Source organism: Ruegeria sp. ABM4_193 (genome assembly GCF_056158705.1).
The window spans coordinates 406,433-425,810 of record NZ_JBSWTT010000003.1 but is presented as its reverse complement, the minus strand read 5'-3'; the positions used below and the strand labels follow the sequence as shown (position 1 = coordinate 425,810).

At 55.0% G+C, this 19,378-nt stretch carries 17 protein-coding genes; 12 read left to right on the top strand and 5 right to left on the bottom strand.

Features of this window, described 5'->3' with window-relative positions; translation table 11 throughout:
- Positions 1-181: 181 nt before the first annotated feature.
- Positions 182-880 carry an ATP-binding protein gene (locus ACXADZ_RS20225; protein ID WP_475199333.1) on the bottom strand — a complete coding sequence of 233 codons (699 nt, stop codon included), beginning with the start codon at positions 878-880 and terminating at the stop codon, positions 182-184.
- A 51-nt stretch (positions 881-931) separates the two neighbouring features.
- On the opposite strand from ACXADZ_RS20225, the gene ACXADZ_RS20220 reads away from it, so the two are divergent.
- From ACXADZ_RS20220 to ACXADZ_RS20195, 6 genes are all read left to right on the top strand, one after another.
- Positions 932-1,615: an IS6 family transposase gene (locus ACXADZ_RS20220; protein ID WP_475199213.1), complete on the top strand. Its 684-nt coding sequence runs from the start codon at positions 932-934 to the stop codon at positions 1,613-1,615.
- Between the two features lie 331 nt (positions 1,616-1,946).
- Positions 1,947-3,677: a sensor histidine kinase gene (locus tag ACXADZ_RS20215; RefSeq protein WP_475199331.1), complete on the top strand. Its 1,731-nt coding sequence runs from the start codon at positions 1,947-1,949 to the stop codon at positions 3,675-3,677.
- A complete protein-coding gene (locus ACXADZ_RS20210) occupies positions 3,674-5,014 on the top strand; it encodes a sigma-54-dependent transcriptional regulator (RefSeq protein WP_475199330.1) in 1,341 nt (446 codons plus the stop codon). The genes ACXADZ_RS20215 and ACXADZ_RS20210 overlap by 4 nt, the downstream gene beginning before the upstream one ends.
- 125 nt (positions 5,015-5,139) lie before the next feature.
- Positions 5,140-6,150, top strand: a complete 1,011-nt coding sequence (dctP, locus tag ACXADZ_RS20205; RefSeq protein ID WP_475199329.1) for a TRAP transporter substrate-binding protein DctP — start codon at positions 5,140-5,142, stop codon at positions 6,148-6,150.
- A 68-nt stretch (positions 6,151-6,218) separates the two neighbouring features.
- The gene (locus tag ACXADZ_RS20200) at positions 6,219-6,851 is read left to right on the top strand and encodes a TRAP transporter small permease subunit (RefSeq protein ID WP_475199327.1); all 633 of its coding nucleotides are present in this window, start codon (positions 6,219-6,221) and stop codon (positions 6,849-6,851) included.
- An 11-nt stretch (positions 6,852-6,862) separates the two neighbouring features.
- Positions 6,863-8,263 carry a TRAP transporter large permease gene (locus ACXADZ_RS20195; RefSeq protein ID WP_475199325.1) on the top strand — a complete coding sequence of 467 codons (1,401 nt, stop codon included), beginning with the start codon at positions 6,863-6,865 and terminating at the stop codon, positions 8,261-8,263.
- A gap of 522 nt (positions 8,264-8,785) precedes the next feature.
- On the opposite strand, the gene ACXADZ_RS20190 is transcribed toward ACXADZ_RS20195, so the two are convergent.
- From ACXADZ_RS20190 to ACXADZ_RS20180, 3 genes are all read right to left on the bottom strand, one after another.
- The gene (locus ACXADZ_RS20190; protein WP_475199323.1) at positions 8,786-9,250 is read right to left on the bottom strand and encodes a GNAT family N-acetyltransferase; all 465 of its coding nucleotides are present in this window, start codon (positions 9,248-9,250) and stop codon (positions 8,786-8,788) included.
- 13 nt (positions 9,251-9,263) lie between these two features.
- A complete protein-coding gene (locus ACXADZ_RS20185) occupies positions 9,264-9,566 on the bottom strand; it encodes a YjhX family toxin (protein WP_475199321.1) in 303 nt (100 codons plus the stop codon).
- A 464-nt stretch (positions 9,567-10,030) separates the two neighbouring features.
- Positions 10,031-11,626, bottom strand: a complete 1,596-nt coding sequence (locus ACXADZ_RS20180; RefSeq protein ID WP_475199319.1) for a GMC family oxidoreductase — start codon at positions 11,624-11,626, stop codon at positions 10,031-10,033.
- Positions 11,627-11,735: 109 nt separating this feature from the next.
- On the opposite strand from ACXADZ_RS20180, the gene ACXADZ_RS20175 reads away from it, so the two are divergent.
- The 6 genes from ACXADZ_RS20175 to ACXADZ_RS20150 all read left to right on the top strand — a co-directional run bounded on the left by ACXADZ_RS20175 (position 11,736) and on the right by ACXADZ_RS20150 (position 17,279).
- On the top strand, positions 11,736-12,974 hold the full coding sequence (locus tag ACXADZ_RS20175; protein WP_171183723.1) for a TRAP transporter substrate-binding protein: 1,239 nt from the start codon (positions 11,736-11,738) through the stop codon (positions 12,972-12,974).
- Positions 12,975-13,041: 67 nt separating this feature from the next.
- The gene (locus ACXADZ_RS20170; RefSeq protein WP_475199317.1) at positions 13,042-13,707 is read left to right on the top strand and encodes a TRAP transporter small permease; all 666 of its coding nucleotides are present in this window, start codon (positions 13,042-13,044) and stop codon (positions 13,705-13,707) included.
- On the top strand, positions 13,707-15,065 hold the full coding sequence (locus tag ACXADZ_RS20165) for a TRAP transporter large permease (protein WP_171669006.1): 1,359 nt from the start codon (positions 13,707-13,709) through the stop codon (positions 15,063-15,065). Before ACXADZ_RS20170 ends, ACXADZ_RS20165 begins: the two co-directional genes overlap by 1 nt.
- Positions 15,066-15,076: 11 nt before the next feature.
- Complete coding sequence (locus tag ACXADZ_RS20160; RefSeq protein ID WP_475199313.1) at positions 15,077-15,856, top strand: IclR family transcriptional regulator; 780 nt, start codon at positions 15,077-15,079, stop codon at positions 15,854-15,856.
- A gap of 415 nt (positions 15,857-16,271) precedes the next feature.
- On the top strand, positions 16,272-16,688 hold the full coding sequence (locus ACXADZ_RS20155) for a hypothetical protein (protein WP_475199311.1): 417 nt from the start codon (positions 16,272-16,274) through the stop codon (positions 16,686-16,688).
- 60 nt (positions 16,689-16,748) lie between these two features.
- Entirely contained in the window at positions 16,749-17,279 is a 531-nt protein-coding gene (locus ACXADZ_RS20150; protein ID WP_475199310.1) for a DUF6537 domain-containing protein, read from the top strand.
- Between the two features lie 24 nt (positions 17,280-17,303).
- On the opposite strand, the gene ACXADZ_RS20145 is transcribed toward ACXADZ_RS20150, so the two are convergent.
- Positions 17,304-19,337, bottom strand: a complete 2,034-nt coding sequence (locus ACXADZ_RS20145; protein WP_475199308.1) for an oxidoreductase — start codon at positions 19,335-19,337, stop codon at positions 17,304-17,306.
- Positions 19,338-19,378: the final 41 nt, after the last annotated feature.

Sequence of the window (19,378 nt, the reverse complement as noted above, 5' to 3'; positions counted from 1 at the left end):
GAGAGACCGCGGTTAGCCGACATTTAGGCTCTTCCTGTCAAGGGCAGCAATGTCCGCACAGCGGTCATTGGCACAAAGCGCAGCGAATGCCTGCTTTCCACCCTTTGTGCTGAATTTTTCCTGTCGAAATCAGAGAAATTGATGGTCTAGGCCCCTGCCTTTCCTTGGCTTTGCGCGTCCATCAACTCGTTGCCCAAAGGCTGGAAATTGGAGCTGCGAACATGTTGTCCGCGAAGGGTACAACCTGATCGTGGTCGTAGAGGACGAACCCCTGGATGAATTTGTCACCGCAAGCCTGTGCCAATCTATGCATCCCGGAAAAGTCGCTGGAGGTAACTGTTGCAGATGACTTCACCTCAATCCCAACGATCTCGCCACGCCTGTTTTCAAGAACGATATCCACCTCGTTTCTGTCTTTGTCGCGGAAATGCGAGAACGTGCATCTTTGCTCGCTCCAGGTGGCAATCTTGCGCAACTCGCTGAACACAAATGTTTCGAGGATCGACCCGAAGGGTGTCTTGTCCTTTTTGACGGTGTCCGGCGTAATGCTGCGCATGGCCGCCAAAAGGCCTGCATCCAGGAAGTGCAACTTGGGGGACTTGGTCAGCCGCTTCAGGCGATTGGTGAACCACGGCTGCAAACTGTGCACGAGAAAAAGGTTTTCAAACACCCGCACGTATTTCTGAGTGGTTACGTGATTCAGACCTATGGCAGCACCGATCCCTGAGTAATTGACCAGTTGACCAGAATGCTCTGCCAGAACTGCCAGTAGTTTTGGCATGATTGCGAGCTGTTCGATCTGGGCTACATCGCGAACGTCTCGTTGTACAATCGCATCAAGAGGTTGTGTCGCAAACTTTGAACTGAGATTGACGAGCACTCAGGTTTCGCAGTCTGTTCCCGTCGAATAGTTTTCGAACAGGTTTTAAGTATGATCTCTCTGAAAGGCTGCCACTTTCCCAAGGATGCAGTTCTTTACGCTGTGTATTTCTATTTGCGGTACACAGTGTCGTATCGTGATTTGGAAGAGATCATGGCCGAACGCGGCGTGCAGGTGGACCACGCCACTCTCAACAGGTGGGTCGTTAAGTATTCGTCGATGATCGCCGCGAGCGCGCAATCGAAGAAGCGACCAACGCTGAGTTCCTGGCGCATGGACGAAACCTATCTCCGTGTGCGCGGCAAGTGGATGTATCTTTATCGAGCAGTCGACAAAGCGGGAAACACCCTAGATTTCATGCTGTCTGAGCGACGAAATCGTCCAGCAGCAACCAGGTTCTTTGCCAAAGCACTGTCGTCAAACGGGATCCCAAACAAAATCGTCATCGACAAAAGTGGAGCAAATGCAGCTGGCATTCGAGAAGTGAACAGGATCCTGAAGCGGTTCGGCTGCCCAGCCAAAGTACAGACGATCAGGTCCAAATTTTTGAATAACATGATCGAACAAGATCATCGGTTCATAAAGCGGCGTGTTCGGCACATGTGTGGGTTTAAGTCGTTCGAATCCGCTTCCGCCACTTTGGACGGCATCGAGGTCGCCAACATGATCCGGAAGCGGCAATTCTCTAGTGATACGACTTCCGGCTTTCGGATGTTTGCTGAGATCGCAGGATAACTGCGTCCAGCATATCGCTGGCTTTGGTCGTCCCAAAAGTTTGCGACACTACCGATCACGCAAAGCTGATCCGAGGGGTGAACCGATACGCCGGTCTTGTAGTTGGCGCTTCGCGTTTCATCCCATCCAAGTGCGGGAAAAAAGCGGCTGCGACCCAGTTCTTCACGCGTGCGTTTGAGGCGAACGGTTTGTTACGGAAAATTGTCTTCGACGAAAGTGGAGCGAACACGGCTGGCGTCAATTCCTCATCCTTCAATGAGAATTGCGACAGAACCGGATGGACGGCTAAAACCTACTGTGATCCTATGCGGTCACAGTTCATGGGCATTCAATGCGATCAACTTCGTATATTGTAGGAATATTGGTAGCCATTGCCGCCAGCATTGGCCTTTATTTGGTTTCTTACCAGTACTTCGTTTCAGAGGAGCTTTCTAAGGCTCAGGGCCGGCTCTCTCTCTATCAAAGCTCGGTAAACAGCGAACTCGAACGATTTTCCCACCTCACATATGTGCTGTCACAGGATTCCTTTGTGATTGGAACAGCCGAAGGGGACGGCACTGGTACTTTGAACCGAAGGCTCGAAGATTTTGCGGCGCAGGCGGGGCTGGATGCTATCTATCTGATGAACGAAGACGGCATCACCATTGCCGCTTCGAACTTCCGCGACGTTGGGAGCTTTGTTGGACAGAACTACGCTTTCCGACCGTATTTCCAAACTGCCATTTCTGGTGAACAGGGCCGCTTCTACGCCATCGGGGCCACAACGGGTTTGCCGGGTTACTTCATTGCGAACGCAGTGCGTAACGACCGAGGGGTTTCAACCGGCGTCATAGCGATCAAGATAGATTTCTCGGACCTTCAGGACAGTTGGAAAAACTCGGGCGAACAGGTGCTATTGGCCAATGAGGACGGTGTTGTTTTGCTGTCTTCAAACTCGGATTGGCAATACCGTGTGTTGACGCCACTGTCGGACCAGCAGAAAGACCGGATCCGAAACGCAAGGCAGTTTCCGGGGCAAGACTTAGATCCAATGGATTGGGCCGAGTTGCCGGGGTATCAGGCCAGAATTGCGGGGGCCAAGCGTCTGCACCTTGCGGCTACGGACCTGCCGCATGGCTGGTCGCTGCACTATTTCGCAAGTGACGACCAGGCCGTCGCGCGCAGTTGGCTTGTAACTGCAGTTTTTGTCCTTTTGGCGGGGCTCGCATTTATCTTCATCCAGATACAACGCGCAAGACGCGTAAGCGCGGCTTTGGTGCGGTCCGAAGAGGAAGAAGTGAAGTTGCGCGAGGCAAATGAAAGGCTTGCCGTTGAAATCGACGACCGCAAGACAGCCGAGCGGAGTCTCAAACGCACCCAAAGCGAGTTGGAGCGCGCAAGCCGACTGGCGGCTCTGGGTCAACTATCCGCGTCGGTCACACATGAGCTGGGCCAACCCATCGCTGCGATGCGCAATCACCTGGTGGCAGAAGAGATCTCATCTTCCGGGGAGAGCAAGCTGCCGCAAAAAATCGGAAGCCTCGTGGACAGGATGGAGGCGATCACGCGCCAATTGCGGTTCTTCGCGCGCTCAGAGAGCGAGGCGTTCGACGACGTAGACTTCTGCACGTCGGTTAACGCTGCATTGGCTCTGGTTGCGCCAAACATCGAGCAGGGCAAGGTGAAAGTCTCAATTGATGCGCCGACCGATCCGGTCTTTATCCGGGGCAGTGCCCTAAGGATCGAACAGGTCATCACGAACCTCTTACGCAATGCCATAGACGCCATGGATGACGCGGACGCGCCTGAAATCCATATCGCCGTCAAGGCGCTTGATGATGAGGTCGTGTTGGAAATTCAGGACAACGGTCATGGGTTGGGTGAGGCAACGCTGGCTGAGTTGCAAGAGCCATTTGTAACCACAAGAGAGAGCGGGAGAGGCATGGGCTTGGGACTGGCCATTTCCACCAGCATTGTCAAAGATCACGATGGTACAATGACGGCCCGAAATCGTGATGGCGGCGGAACAATTTTCCGTGTCAGTTTCCCAATAGCCTCAATTAATGAAGAAACGGACGCATGACCCAGCAGCAACCCTTCAAAGTTCTGGTCGTTGACGATGACAAAGCAATGCGACAGTCCCTTGTCGAGTTGCTCGAAGCCGCCGACTGGGCAGTCAGCGCCTTGCCACGTGCGACACAGGTGACGGAACATTTGGCCAATGCCTCGCCCGATGTCGTTTTGTCCGATGTGCGTATGCCCGGCATGTCGGGTCTCGAATTGCTGGCCAATCTGGACAGGGACGTGGCGCCTCCGGTGGTATTGATTTCGGCGCATGGCGACATCCCGATGGCTGTTCAGGCCATACAGGACGGGGCGTATGGGTTCATCGAAAAGCCTTATGAACCACGACGATTGCTTACGGTGCTAAGGCACGCGGCTGAACAGAACCGGATGCGAAGAAGTAATGCCCGCCTCAAAGACCGGCTGTTCAAACTGTCGGGTCTTGACCGCATCCTACTGGGCCAAACAGACACCATTACAGACTTGCGACAAGACGTGCTTGATCTTGCAGATACATCGGTTGCGGTTTTGTTGAAGGGGGATACGGGCACCGGGAAAGAGCTGGTAGCTCATGCTTTACATGATTTGGGCCGCTCGCCCGAGGCACCCTTTCTGGCGTTGAATTGCGCCGCATTGTCGGCTGATACGTTTGAAGCGGAGATGTTCGGCGTCGCGGGTGAATCCGACGGAAGGCTTGTGGCGGCATCAGGTGGGACCTTGTTTCTGGATGAAATCTGCTCGTGCCCACCGGCGGTGCAGGCCAAGCTACTAAGGGTAATCGAAGAACAGCAGGTGCTGCCGGTGGGCGCAGTGTCGCCGGTGCCGGTCAGCTTCAGAGTCGTGTCGGCAACCAACGAAGATGTTGTGCTGGCAGCTGAGGAAGGCCGCCTGCGTCAGGACCTGTTGTTTCGATTGAATACTGTCGTTCTGTCCTTACCTCCGCTACGACAACGACGGGATGATCTGGTTCTGTTGGCAACGCATTTCTTGAACGAATACGCGCAGGTTTATGAGATAGACGCGCCAGAACTCGATCAGGACGACTTGGCTGCCTTGCTTGCACATGACTGGCCTGGAAATGTGCGTGAGCTGCGCCATGTCTGCGAGCGGCGTATTTTGACGGCGCGACGCGGAGCAGGGTCGGTGGCGAAGGCGATCCAAAGCGACCAGCATATTGACGATGTCCCGGATACATTGCGCGAAGCAGTGGCTGCGTTTGAACGCGAGCTCATCGGCAAAGCCATCAAGGCGCACAAAGGCCGCATGGATGCCGCCGCCGAAGCGCTTGGGATTGGGCGTCGGACACTTAACGAAAAGATCGTCAAACTCGGTCTCGACAAAGAATCTTTGTTGTAAGTGAAACCACCCTGCGGAATCCCGCAGGGTATCCTGAATTCTGCCCGCACTTTCCTTCATAGTCAGGCTGCTGCGCCTCCTGAATACTCCACCCAAACGAATTGCGTGATCTGGGAGGAGCCACTATGCGCAAACATCTGAACCGGGCAGCCATTGCTGCCCTGTCGCTGACCGTTGCATCCGAAGCACTGGCTGTCGAATGGAACGTTTCCCTGTGGGGCAAGCGTCGTGCCTTTACTGAACACGTCGAGAAACTTGCCGAACTGGTAAACGAAAAGACGGGCGGTGAGTTCACACTCAACATCAGCTATGGTGGCTTGTCGAAAAACAAAGAAAACCTTGATGGGATTTCGATTGGCGCTTTTGAAATGGCCCAGTTCTGCGCGGGCTATCACCGCGACAAGAATCCCTCGATCACTGTTCTGGAACTGCCGTTTCTGGGCGTGACATCCCTTGAACAGGAAGTCGACCTGTCGATGGCCGTTTATCAACATCCGGCCGTTGTCGAGGATCTGGCCCGTTGGGACGCGACTCTGCTGATGCCTTCGCCACTGCCGCAGTACAACCTCGTTGGTGTTGGCGAAGCGCCGAAATCTCTGACCGATTTTGAAGGTCTGAGCGTACGGGCGACAGGTGGTATCGGCAAGGCGATGGAGACGGTTGGGGCCGTTCCGACCTCGATGTCCGCATCCGAAGTGCGTCAGGCAATGAACAGCGGTATCGTCAAAGCGGTCAGCTTTGCACCACACGCGCATATGTCGTTCGGCACCATTGAGAATGGCACGTGGTGGACGACGAACCTCAACCCCGGCACCGTCAACTGCCCAGTCGTGGTGAACACGCTGGCGCTGGAAGACCTATCTGACGAACACCGCGAAGCGCTGCTGGGATCGGTGGAAGAGGCACTGGATCACTACGTGAGCCACTACCAGACAAAAACGATGGAAGCGTGGGGCCCTGAGCTGGATCAACGCGGCATAGAACGGGTCACTTTCAGCGATGAAGAAATCGCAGCGTTCAAAGACGCCGCTGCCGCCCCCGCCGCCGAGGCCTGGATTGCAGAAAACACCGAGCGTGGCCTACCAGCACAAGAGCTTTACGACCTTGTGACTGGGAAGATCGCAAACGGCAGCTAATCCACTCACACCCCGGCGTCGGCCAAGCTGGCGTCGGGTGCCTTTTCCCCTGACAGCGGAGTACAACGATGGCCGGGTCATCCCTGGTGCTGTCTGATGACAGCCGTCTGAGCATTCTCGATCAACGCCTCTACAAACTGGAAAGCTTTCTGGCTCTGATCAGCGGTCTTGCGGTTTTTTCGCTGATGGTCATGGCCGTAGTCTCCGTTGGTGGTCGGAATTTCGCCAATGCGCCACTTCCCGGTTACGTAGACTGGATCGAGCAGGCCATGCCGTTAATCGCCTTCATGGGGATTTCCTATGCGCAGCGTGATGGCGGCCACATCCGAATGGACATGGTTGTCGGAGCGCTTAAAGGCCGAATGCTCTATGTCGTCGAGTTCATCACGACCGCTGTCATTCTGGCGCTGATCGTCCTGTTGATTTGGGGGAGCTGGGCGCATTTCGCACGCAGCTTTGACTTTGGTGCTCCACTCTGGAGCCGCGACAGCTCAATCGACATAGGTATCCCGCTATGGCCTGCAAAGCTGTTGGCCCCCGTCGCCTTCAGCGTGCTTTGCCTGAGGCTTGCTCTGCAGCTCTGGGCCTATGGTCGCGCGATCAGGCACCCCGATCAGGCCCCTATTGCCGTCCCGCTCATAGCCGATGCAGCCACTCAAGCTGCGATGGAAGCCGAGCACGTCTCGGGCCACGACAACTGAGGTTAAATCTGATGGAACCCATTGATATTGGTCTGATCGTCTCGGGCGGTATGCTTGTTCTTGTGGTGTTGGGGATGCGCGTGGCTTTTGCCGCCGCGTCCGCTGGCATGGTTGGTCTGATCTGGATCTTCTGGGCCAAGTTTGGGTACGACCCGGCGCGGTTCGGCAAGGCTGTTACTGTGGCCGTCAAAACAGCGGGGCAGGTGCCGCACTCCAAGATTTCAAGCCAGGCGTTGAGTCTGATCCCGACCTTCATCCTGATTGGCTACCTCGCCTATTACGCGGGCCTGACCAAAGCATTGTTCGAAGCCGCAAAACGTTGGCTGGCATGGGTCCCTGGCGGGCTGGCGGTTTCGACCGTTTTCGCAACCGCTGGGTTCGCGGCGGTATCCGGGGCCTCGGTCGCCACTTCTGCTGTGTTCGCCCGTATTGCCATCCCCGAGATGCTGAAGATCGGCTATGACAAGCGTTTTGCTGCAGGTGTCGTTGCTGCAGGCGGTACGCTCGCCTCTCTAATCCCGCCTTCGGCCATTCTGGTCATCTACGCGATTATCGTTGAGCAGGATGTGGGCAAACTGCTTTTGGCTGGATTTATTCCCGGCATGTTCTCGGCGGTGATTTATGGATTGCTGATCATCGGCATGGCCGTCGTGATCAAAGGATTTGGTCCCGCAGTCACCGGATTTACATGGAAGGAACGCCTCCTCTCGTTGCCGCCTGCATTGCCCATCGTGATTGTCGTCGTCACCATCATTTTCTTTGTCTACAACCCGTTCGGCGGCGATGCCTGGGGTACACCAACCGAAGGCGGCGCAATCGGAGCCTTCGTGGTGTTCCTGATGGCGCTGTATCAGGGCATGCGCTGGTCCGAACTCAAAGACGCGCTGTTGGAAACCGCCAAGCTGAGCGTCATGATTTTCACGATCATCTGGGGCGTTTTGGTTTACGTTCGTTTTCTTGGTTTTGCCGAACTGCCAAGTGCATTCTCCGACTGGATCACCTCGCTTGAGATGTCTCCGATGCTCATCCTGATCTGTATTCTTCTGGCTTACGCTGTACTGGGCATGTTCATGGATGCGATAGGCATGCTGCTGCTGACGTTGCCGGTAGTTTACCCCGCCGTCATGGCGTTGAATGGTGGAGAAGCCGTAAGCGCAGCTGATAGCACCTTTGGTATGTCCGGGCCTATGTGTGCTATTTGGTTTGGTATTCTGGTGGTCAAAATGGCCGAGTTTTGCCTGATCACCCCACCCATTGGGCTGAATTGCTTTGTAGTGGCTGGTGTGCGTGATGACCTAAGCGTTCAGGATGTTTTCAAAGGTGTAACGCCTTTCTTTCTGGCGGATGCCGCAACCATCGCGCTGCTCGTTGCCTTCCCTGCCATCGTTCTATGGCTTCCAGGACAGGTTTGAACAACATGGGATGATTTTGGAGTGCGGTTTGCTGGTGCAGCTAGAGCCTGCATCAATCAGCTGTGCGGCAGAATACACAACACATGTTCAATGTCCGGTTCGGGCCGCCAGCGAATGCGGCTTGAAGAAATCAGATTTCGATGGCCTCTGTTATGGCAAGTGCATCCTCGAATTTCGCACTCGGGTATCGGACAGGGCTGTCCATCTTGGTTTGGCCAAGAAAGAACTGAACAGCCCGAAGGTTTCTGGTCTTGTTGTAAACTAGGTTAACCTTAGCCCACCGCATTGAATGTGTGCCATATGCGCTTGCCTCCAAACCTATAGATGTGACTTAGTCACGCACGATCCACGCAAATTGGCGTGTTGAAATGTGCAGCCCCGATGTTGACGAGCTGGGATATCGCAGGATGTTGCGCTGTCTCCGAGATCGGCAGTGAGTCCAGACCAACCAACGTGTAGCATCGTAGCGAATGTCGGTTGTAAAGTGCCCCCTGCCACAAGGATGGCGGAGGGCTGTGCTTTCTAGAGGGCTTTTCGGAATATCACCTTGTCATCGCCTTCAGCCCAGAAATCTCGGATACGTGCTTCTTCTTCATAGCCATTTTGAGTGTAGAACTTGCGCGTTAATGCGAAGTCGTCAGTGCCAGACGTGTCTACGATCAAGATGCGTTGACCCTTGTCTTTTAGGTGCTGCTCGGCGGCGCGTACTAACGCCGCCCCAAGCCGTTTACCTTGCAAATCTGGGCGCACCGCAAGAGCGAGCATGTTCCATGTGCCATCGGCCAGATCTTCTGGAACCGTGTAGCACAGGCCCACAGCTTCTCCGTTGATGTGGCAAGTCAGCCAGAAGGCCTCTGTTTCTCCTCTCAAGTAAGGGGCCAGCATTTCCGCAAGCATCTCGCTCGGGAAAAGCTCTGTCCCATCCAGCACGGCCTGAAGCCCCGCAATATCATCGGTTGAAGTTGGTTTGATGATTGGGTTTGTCATTTTCTGTGTGTCCTTATCGATTGTCGTACTGGGGGTTCACGGAACGAATGCCGAGCCTTGTGGCGCGATAGGGCTGTCCGTTTTCAGATTTAATGAACCGCCGTTTCTTCAGACGGTTAAACAGCTTCAGCGAGCAATCAGCCAAAACATGGCCGTCGCGTGTAAAGCAGGAAACTACGCGTACTTTGCCGTTCGTCATGCGCTCAAAGTGGATGGCTCCACCTTGCGCCAGAACGTGCAAAACACGCTGTTCGTGTTTTGAGATATTCAATGGATTGTCTCGTGGTTTTATGTCAGCCGAAAAGGCATCCGGCATCTCGCGCGGACGTCTTTTGGTTCAAGTCGGTCCAATGAGTTGGACCTTAGCGGCGGGCCGCAATCGTAGACATAAAATCTCCATCGCCCGGCGTCCTTGCGGGGCGTAGCCGGGAATTAGTACGATAATTACCAGTTGGCAAGCGGACGTTGAGGAAATGAAAGCCAAAGGCAGGAAAGCCCGCGTCGTCGTCGTTCAACTCAAGTCCGACGCTGGACCGGATCACGCAACTGAAAGATGTCACTGTACGGATCAACTACACTGCCAATTTAGAGAACTGCACAAACGGCGGATCTCTGGGTGCGAATTGACCATTTCGGATCACGTTGACAAGTTTAATCCCAGCCAAAGCAGAGGCGGCTGAAGACAATAATTTGAGACTGAACGTCGGTCTTCCTTCTTTCCCAAAGAGAAAAGAACACGATCCCGCCGAGGGATCAAACACCCCAACCCTTGTTGTTGATTCAGGCATCCGCTCTTATCAAATCACTGGCCTTTTCGCCGATCATGATGGCCGGCGCATTGGTGTTACCACTGACGATTTCCGGCATGATCGAGCAGTCGGCCACACGTAAGTTGGCTATGCCGTGTACTTTTAGTTTTGCATCTACGACTGATGCTTCGGTGCTTCCCATCGCGCAAGTGCCGGTAGGATGATAGATTGATGCGGTGTTTGACCTTACCCAGTCCAGCGTGCCTTCGTAGTCGTCGGAACTCAGCTGAGCTGTTGGCCGAAACTCCTCTGATATTTTCGAGGCTAAAGGATTCTGTTTGGCTATTCTGCGCGCGATGTTCACCCCGTCAACAATGGTTCGGCAATCCGTTTCAGTGGACAGATAGTTCGGTTTTATTTTGAGATGTTTAGTCGGATCCGGACCGTTCAGACAAAGCTCTCCCCGGCTTTCCGGGCGCAGTTGGCAGACCGACATGGTGAAGGCAGAAAACGGATGAACGCCCTCGCCGGGGCTGTCAGCGGACCAAGGCTGGACGTGAAACTGGATATCGGGAGTTTCTACATCCTGACGTGTTTTCATGAAACCGGTGGCAAGGCTGGCGGCCATGGTCATAGGACCTGCACGGAACAGTGCGTATTTCAGGGCGATGCGCGCCTGATTAAAAAGGCTGCGGACTTCATCATTCAGCGTCGGCTCATTGCATTTGAACACGAGCCGGGCCTGCAAATGGTCCTGTAGCCCTTTTCCGACACCTGTCAGGGCGTGTAGCGGCTCGATGCCATTTTCCTTTAGGTGGTCTGGGTCTCCGATCCCTGAAAGCATCAGGATCTGTGGCGAGTTAATCGCTCCGCCGGACAGGATGATTTCACGTCGGACTGTCAAGGTCTTCTCAACGCCGGAACGATCCCGGTAAACCAGACCGGTTGCCTTTTTGCCTTCCAGAACCACGCGCGTGACCAGAGCGTTCGTGATGATGTTCAGGTTTTGTCGACCCCGAATGGGTTTCAGATAGGCAACGGCAGCACTACACCGGCGGCCATTGCGGGTTGTCAGTTGGAAATAGCCGACGCCTTCTTGCTCGGCCCCATTGTAATCTGGGTTGAACGGATAACCTGCCGCTTGCGCCGCCGCGACCCAGGCGTCGCAGATCGGTCGCTGAATGCGCATGTTGGACACCGAAAGCGGCCCGCCCACACCGTGAAACTCATCCTCGCCGCGTTCCTGATCTTCGCAGCGTTTGAACAGCGGTAGCACATCGTCCCAGCCCCAGCCCTCGTTTCCCATCTGCCGCCAGCGGTCATAGTCCTCTTTCTGCCCGCGCACGTAGAGCAACCCGTTCAGAGAGGACGACCCACCCAGCACCTTGCCGCGCGGCCAATCGATGGATCGACCGTTCAGACCCGGGTCAGGCTCGGTGCGGTAACACCAGTCGACCGAGGGGTTGTGCATAGTCTTGAAGTAGCCAACGGGGATGTGAATCCACGGGTTGGTATCGCGGCCACCTGCTTCTAGCAGTGCAACAGTCGAGTTGGGATCAGCGCTTAGCCGATTGGCGATAACACAGCCCGACGACCCCGCGCCAACAACCGCATAATCCACCTCCATGACTGCCTCCTCCCAATGTCGCTGAAAAAAACTCTATGCAAGTTGATCGAATTATACTAGCATTTTTTGATACAAAAAGTCTCAATAATTGCGATCAGGGAGGTAAGCAATGGAGATCGGTAAGAAACTGAGTGGGATTTCGCGGCGGGATTTCTTCCGCGTGGCAGGTCGTTACGGCATGAGTTCGACTCTGCTGGCAGCAGGCGGGTTCGGTGGGGCGATGAGCTTGGCAAACCTGGCGCAAGCAGCTGAATCCACGTACGAAAAACGGTTTTCGAAAGAGCCCAAACACACGCTGAAGTTTGGCGCTTCAGGCTTTAATACTCGCAACCTTCTGATCGAACGCGCCGGAGCTATCGAGTTTGCGCGCGATCTGGAAGAACGAACAGATGGTGAGATTCGGATCGAGTTTATCGGCGACAATCAGATCTGTGGACAGCTCAGCTGTGTTGAGAAAACCCAGCAGGGAATTGTCGATATATACGCTGCTTCGACCCAAAACTCGGCTGGTGGCGCGCCTTACCTGAACGTGCTGGACTACGCCTATATGTTCCCAAGCCGTGCGGCGCAGTACCATTTCTTCTACAGCCCTGCGAGCCAACGCATTCTCCGCGAACCCCTGGAGAAACGGCATGGGCTGAAGTTCCTCTTTACCCATTGCGAACTGCGTGGCCTGCAAATGGGCTCAACCTTTGCCGATAAGCCTACGGTGACCAAGCTGGAAGAGTTGTTCGGCACCAAGAACCGCGTGACCGGCACGCAGTTGGGCCGGATCGCAATGCAGTTGCTGAACCTGAACCCGGTTCCGGTGGCCTGGGAAGAGACGCTGGATGCGCTGAAAACCGGTCTGATTGACGGGGCTGAAACTTGGGCCTCCGCCGTGGCTTACGCCAATATGGCACCGGTGGTTTCGCAGTCGGTGAACCTGAAGTTCTTCTGTGGCACCGAGCATACGTCGATGTCGGCCAAGGTCTTCGACGGCCTCGGGGGCGAGTTGCAGGACGCAGTGATGGAGTCTTCCTACTTCACTCAGGCGTTGATCCAAGGTGCGAATGAGGCCGCGTTGTTGAACACTGTTGGCTTCTCGGAGCCGCAGCTTCCCAACACGATCTTTGCCGAAAACGGTGTCCGCCCGGCCTTCCTGCCGGACGATCAGATCAAACTGGCCGAAGAGATGTGCGCACCGAACTATAACCCTGAACCTTGGGCGCAGTGGCGTGAACGCCTGAACAAATGGGCGGGCGGCATCGATACGTATCAGGAAATCTACGACATCGCGCGTGAAATTCCGGCTGACACCCTGCCAGAAAACGTAGAGCCGCGCCGTTGGTGGATGGGCCAAGCCTGATAAGCTGATGTGAACCGGCCCCAAACGGGCCGGTTCCAAAAACACACCGACTGGGAGGACGGGGTACATGTCGTTATGGGCAGACATAGGCGCGATCTTCAGCGCCTTTCTCAGCCAGGATTCGTTCGAGATTCAATCCGCTCTGGAATCTGACGCTGCTTGGGTTTTTGGTGCAGTCGTCTCGGCGCTTGGCGGTTTTCTGGTCATGTTGGTCTATAGAAAGGTGCCCTTCATAGAACGTCATTTGGAACGATCAGTGATGGTTTATTCCTATCTTGCCATTGCACTGATCATCTTCTGGGGTGTGATCGACCGCTTCGTGTTCAATGATCAAGAACCATGGTCGACGACCATTCCGCCATTGCTGTTTATGGTCATGGCGTGGTTTGGCGCATCTTACAACGTACGCCTTCGTACGCACTTGAGCTTTAGCGAATTCCGCACCGCAATGCCGCGGGCAGGGCAACTCGCTTGCCTGATGCTTGATGCAGTTTTGTGGTTTATCTTCGCTGTGATCGTCATTGTCACCACGTCCCGACTGGTCGCCCTGTCCGCGTCAAATTTCCAGATCGTACTGGGTACCGACAACGTCATGCAGTGGTGGTTTCTTCTGGCTGCACCACTGTCTTTCTTCTTGATGGTAGGGCGCGTGTTTCAAAATCTCGCGGATGATCTGCACAATTGGAAAACAGGTGAGCCGCTCATCAAACAGGCCGTGATCGGAGCAGACTGATGACAGATGGAACCATGGTCACACTGATCTCGCTTGGGGTCACATTTCTATTCATGCTGGGCGTGCCGGTTCTGCTGGTCATCGGCTACTGGGTCATCGGTTGTTCGTTTGTCCTTGGCTTGACGCTCGACAATATGGGTGCCGAGCTGTTGAACGTCTTCAACAAGGGTTTCGCCCTGCTGGCGATGCCACTGTTCATCCTGACCGGAGACCTGATCAACAAATCCGGTATCGCCCGGAGGCTCAGCGACTTCGCCTATGCCTGTTTGGGTTGGATACGCGGCGGGTTGGCGATGGCCTCGCTGGGGGCGTGCGGGTTGTTCGCCGCTATCTCGGGCTCGAACTCGGCCACGACCGCCACCATTGGTTCCATGTTGCACCCGGAGATGGTCAAAGGCGGTTATGATGAGCGGTTCAGCGCGGCCACGGCGGCGGCGGGGGGCACGGTGGGGATTATCATTCCGCCGTCGATTATTTTCATTGTCTATGGGTTCCTGATGAACCTGCCGATTTCGGAGCTGTTCGTTGCGGGAATCCTGCCCGGCGCGCTGATGGTCATGGGGATGCAATTCGCCTGCTGGATCATCTGCCGCATGAATGGCTGGGGGTATCTGATCCCGCTGCAACTGAATCGGGTGTTGAAAACCGCGTTCGGCGCTTGGCTTGGCTTCTTTGCCATCGGTTTGGTTTTGTGGGGCATCTATACCGGTAAATTCTCACCCACCGAAGCGGCGGGTGTGACTGTTGGATTTTGCGTGATTGCAGGCTTGGTCAGCTATCCGATCAATCGCTTGATGGGCGCTCGCAACAACATTTCACCAACCGAAAAAACCTATGCCGAGATGTTCGTGGTCGAAGGTTTTACGATCCCTGAAATCCCCTCAATTGTGATCCGGTCAGCCCAGATCACAGGCATCCTTGCACCGCTGATCGCAATTTCAGTGGTGATGCAGCAAATCCTTTCTCTGCTGGGGGCACAAGAAACCATTGGGAACTTTGTAACCTCAATGGGCGGCTATCACGCGGTTCTGTTTACCTCGATGGTGATTGTCTTCTTTTCAGGCATGGTGCTGGAAAGCCTGCCAGTGACGATCATCCTTGCGCCGATACTCGCGCCAATCGCGGCCTCGGTTGGAATAGACCCGATCCATTTCTCGGTGATCTTCCTTGTGGGCGCATCTATTGGCTTCATCACGCCACCTTACGGTTTGAACCTCTATGTGGCATCAGGCGTGACGGGTGTGCCCTATTTCCGCCTCTTGCGATACACTGTGCCCTATTTGGCGGCTTTGCTGTCGGTATGGATCTTGGTGTCGCTTGTGCCCGATCTGGCCTTGATCCTGCTGCCAAATAACTAGAATGTTGCGGGATGGCCGAGACGGAAACCCAAGACAAAGAAACTCAGATCCCGACCAACCTGCGCCTTCTTCTTATCCTTGAGGAAGTGGCGCGGCGTGGGGTCGCCATCAAACCAGCAGACCTGATCGAGACTTTGGGGCTGGCGAAGCCCACAGTTCACCGTCTGCTCCAAACAGCTGAGGCCGAAGGTTTCCTGCAGCGAGATCTGGATGGCCGCTCATACGGCCCTGGGCACCGGCTGCGGTTGCTTTCGGTCAATACCATGTCCTCCGAACACCTGCGCACGGCGCGATTGGCAATCTTGCGCAGTGTCGCCGAACACGTTGGTGAGACTTGCAACTTAGCCATCCCGGACCGGGAAGGAATGATCTACCTCGACCGGGTCGAAACGAAATGGCCGCTACGCATCCAATTGCCGATCGGTACTCAGGTGCCCTTCCATTGCACAGCTAGCGGCAAGATGTACCTGTCTACTCTGCGTCAGAAGACGTTGGATGGATTTCTCTCTGCAGGCAATTTGCAACCCCAGAGCGAACGATCCCTAACGGACCCTAAAGCACTACGCGACGAAATCCGCGGAATCTCTGAAAGGGGTTACGCGACAGATGATGAGGAATTCATGGCCGGAATGACGGCCATCGCTGTGCCCATTCGTGATGGACAAGGCAGATTGGTGGGCACACTTTCGGTGCATGCTCCAACCCAACGTCACGACGTCAACAGTCTGCTGTCTTTTCTGAACATCCTGCAAAAAGGAGCAGGTGAACTTTCCGAAATGCTAATTGACTGATGTCTGCTCGTGACCATCGTCAGGACTGTCGTCACGTCTGACTAAAATGGCTTATCAAGCCGGCTGAAGACTTCGGCTATCCGCGCAGTATAATTCGCTGCGCCACGGTCATTCAGACCGTAAAAGGAGCCGGGCTCTCGCTGGCATAAATTGCGAATGCGCTTGAATCTCTCATCAAGAATTGTGCCATCTCGGCGAAGGCTTTGAACTCGCAGCATCTGACGTTGTTACCAGCCGAATGTTTGTATCAAAGCCATTGAGGCTAGCTCATCGCGACAGGCAGATCCAAAGGGCGCCTATTTGAAGCCTTTTCCCAAAACCTTGACGTGCCCGCACAATAAACCCAGCCGACAGTTCGCCAAGTTGAGTGCACTCACAGCGTATCAAGAACGCACCAAGGAAAGGGATCAAAAAGATGAAAAAGGCTATCATTGCATCCGCTACTGTAGTCGCACTTGTTGCAAGTGTTGGAATGTCCATGGCCGGACCGTCGCGTGCTCATGAAAACCACTGGCGCACACACGATGTCCGCTCGTCAATTTCCCAGGCATTCAACCAGCCCGGCAAGATCACCAATACTCAGCATACCAACAACTTGACTGACCGCAGCTTCGAGTTGTCGCCCAAGGCGTCTCCTAGTCAAAGTAATCTATCTTCTGCGCAGCCTTATCCCGTGTTCAACCCGAAGTGGAGCGCACGTTTCCCAGACGTTGATGTTATCTGGGTTGATGATGGAAATGGCGCGCATACAGTTATCTTTGGCGACACGACAGGAGCCAACCTGACCGATAACCTTTGGATCTACAAAGACGTGATTTTGGACAATCGATGAGATTGCGCAGGTCCCGTCAGGTAGACCTAAGATAAGTCACAGTTTAACGCCGGACCCCAATTGTCAAAGCCGGGGCCCGGCGATTTTCACTGTCAGTTAGAAACTGATTATCAATTTTACGAATACAAAGTCGCCAGACTACACACCGATGGCAGTTTCGATCAGAAAATAGCAGATCAGTTTTCAGGTGACTACAAGCTGAACTATCACATGGTGCCTCCCATCCTGAATGGTGGACATGACGAACACGGGCGCCCCAGGAAAAAGCAGTTTGGTCCGTGGATGCAAAAGGTCGTGCGTGTTTTGCCGAAAGGAAAGGTCCTGCGCGGGACCGCCCTTGATCCCTTTCGTTATACCGAAGAACGCAAAATGGAACGTCGGCTGGCGCGCGAGTATGCAGAGCTGCTTATGTTTATTGCTAAGAACGTGACAGATCAGAACAGTGCGCCCGCCATTGATCAGGCCAAACTGCCAAACGAAGTACGCGGGTATGGCCCGGTCAAAGAAAAGGCCGTTCACGACATTGAAGCTTCGATGGCCGCTTTAAAAAATTTCTTCTTGAATCCGACCAAGATGAAGGATGCGGCCTGATTGCTACGGATGGCGTTGTGTCGTTCAGCTGTGCATCATCAGACGTACCGCATCCATGACTGCGGCGTGAATGTTGCGGCTGGCGACGGCGTCGCCGATGCGGAACAGTTGGTACGATCCTTCAGGATTCGTAGTCAGGGTTTGCGGTGCAAACCGGATCAAAGCATCCTGATCCAATTCGCCCAGGTTAGATGACTGCGGTTTGAGCTCGAAATACAAATCATCGAACGGCGCTGCACCGGCTTCGACAACGATTTGACTGGCTTCAAAGCTCTTTCGGGTTTTGGCGTATTCGTCAAAGAATGTCCCGACCAGTCGATTGCCGCTGCGCTCGATCGCCTCGAGTTTAAGGTTGAGCGACACGCGCACGTCATGTTCGCTAAATGCCTTGAGGTATGCGGGGTAATTGGTGCCACCGACCTCAGGCGCCATCGTGCGTTCGGGCGTGAAGTAGTGCAGGTTGGCACCCTGCTTCGCGATAAATTCCGAGGCCGTCATTCCCGCGTGGGTCCCACTGTCGTCGAACAGGATCACATCCTGTTCGACAGGAACCGCGCCTGACAGGATGTCCCAGGACGTCGTCGCGAGGGTGTCGCCCGTTTTCAAGAAGTCTGCCGTCGGGATTCCGCCGGTCGCAACGATCACTATATCCGGGTTTTCTGCGACAACATCTGCGGCCTCGGCAAAGCAGTTATAGCGGAATTCCACCCCCAACCGTTCGCATTCGGCCAGACGCCAGTCGACGATGCCCAGCACTTCCTTATGCCGTTGCAGGGCGGCCGTCAGCAGGATTTGACCCCCGGCCTGAGCGGCGGCTTCCATCACGATAACCTCATGCCCGCGCTCGCCCGCGACACGCGCCGCCTCAAGACCGCCGGGTCCTGCACCAATGATGACGACCTTTTTCTTATGTTCAGCCGGTTTCAGGATGTGGGGGATGCTTTTCTCGCGCCCCGTTGCGGCGTTGTGGATACAGACCGCCTGACCTGCGTAGATTTCATCAATGCAATAGCCCATGCCAACGCAGGGACGGATCTGGTCTTCAAGGCCGGCCCGCAGCTTGTTCACGATATGCGGGTCGGCGATGTGGGGGCGGGTCATGCCCACCATGTCCAGCTTGTCAGCTTCGATCGCATAGCGGGCGGTGGCCACGTCTTGAATACGCGCCGCGTGGAAAACAGGCAGGCCGGTATTGGCGCGCACGCGGGCGGAAAACTCCAGATGCGGTGCGGATTTTGCACCCATATTTGGGATCACGTGCGAGACGCCCTCGTGGGTGTCCACATGCCCGCGGATGACGTTGAAGAAATCAAAGAGCCCGCTTTCGGCCAGTTTCAACGCGATCCGGTTGCCTTCGGTCTCATCAAAACCGCCCTCGAACGTCTCGTCACAGGTCAGACGCGCACCGACGAGGAAATCAGGGCCAACACGTTCACGCACAGCTTCGAACACACGCATGCCAAAGCGCATCCGGTTTTCCAGCGACCCGCCGTATTCATCGTTACGTTTGTTGGTTGCCGGCGACCAGAACTGGTCGATCAGGTGGCCGTAACATTCGAACTCCAGGCCATCGAGGCCAGCCTCTTTGACCCGTTCGGCTGCATCCGCATAGGCGGCGACGATGCGATCCATATCCCAGTCTTCCATCGCTTTGGGATAGGCGCGGTGCGTGGCTTCCTTGATATGTGACGGAGCGACAGGTGTCAGCCAGTCTTTCTTGTTCCAGTGGTTGCGACGTCCCAGATGGGTGATCTGGATCATGACCTTGGCACCGTTGTTGTGCACGTCATCCGCAAGTTCACTCATCCACTTCACCACCTCGTCGCGGTAAAGCATGATGTTGCCAAATCCGGGCGGGCTGTCAGGTGCAACCACAGCTGAGCCGCCGATCATGGTCAGCCCGATGCCGCCCTTGGCTTTTTCCGCGTGATACAGGCGATAACGATCCTTGGGCATCCCGTCGTCGGTATAGGCCGGTTCGTGCGCCGTCGACATGATACGATTGCGGATTTCCAAATGCTTGAGCTGGAAGGGTCTGAGAAGGGGATCGTCTTTCATGGCTCTTACCTGCTGTGTGTCGTTTATGCGTGTCCAGGGCT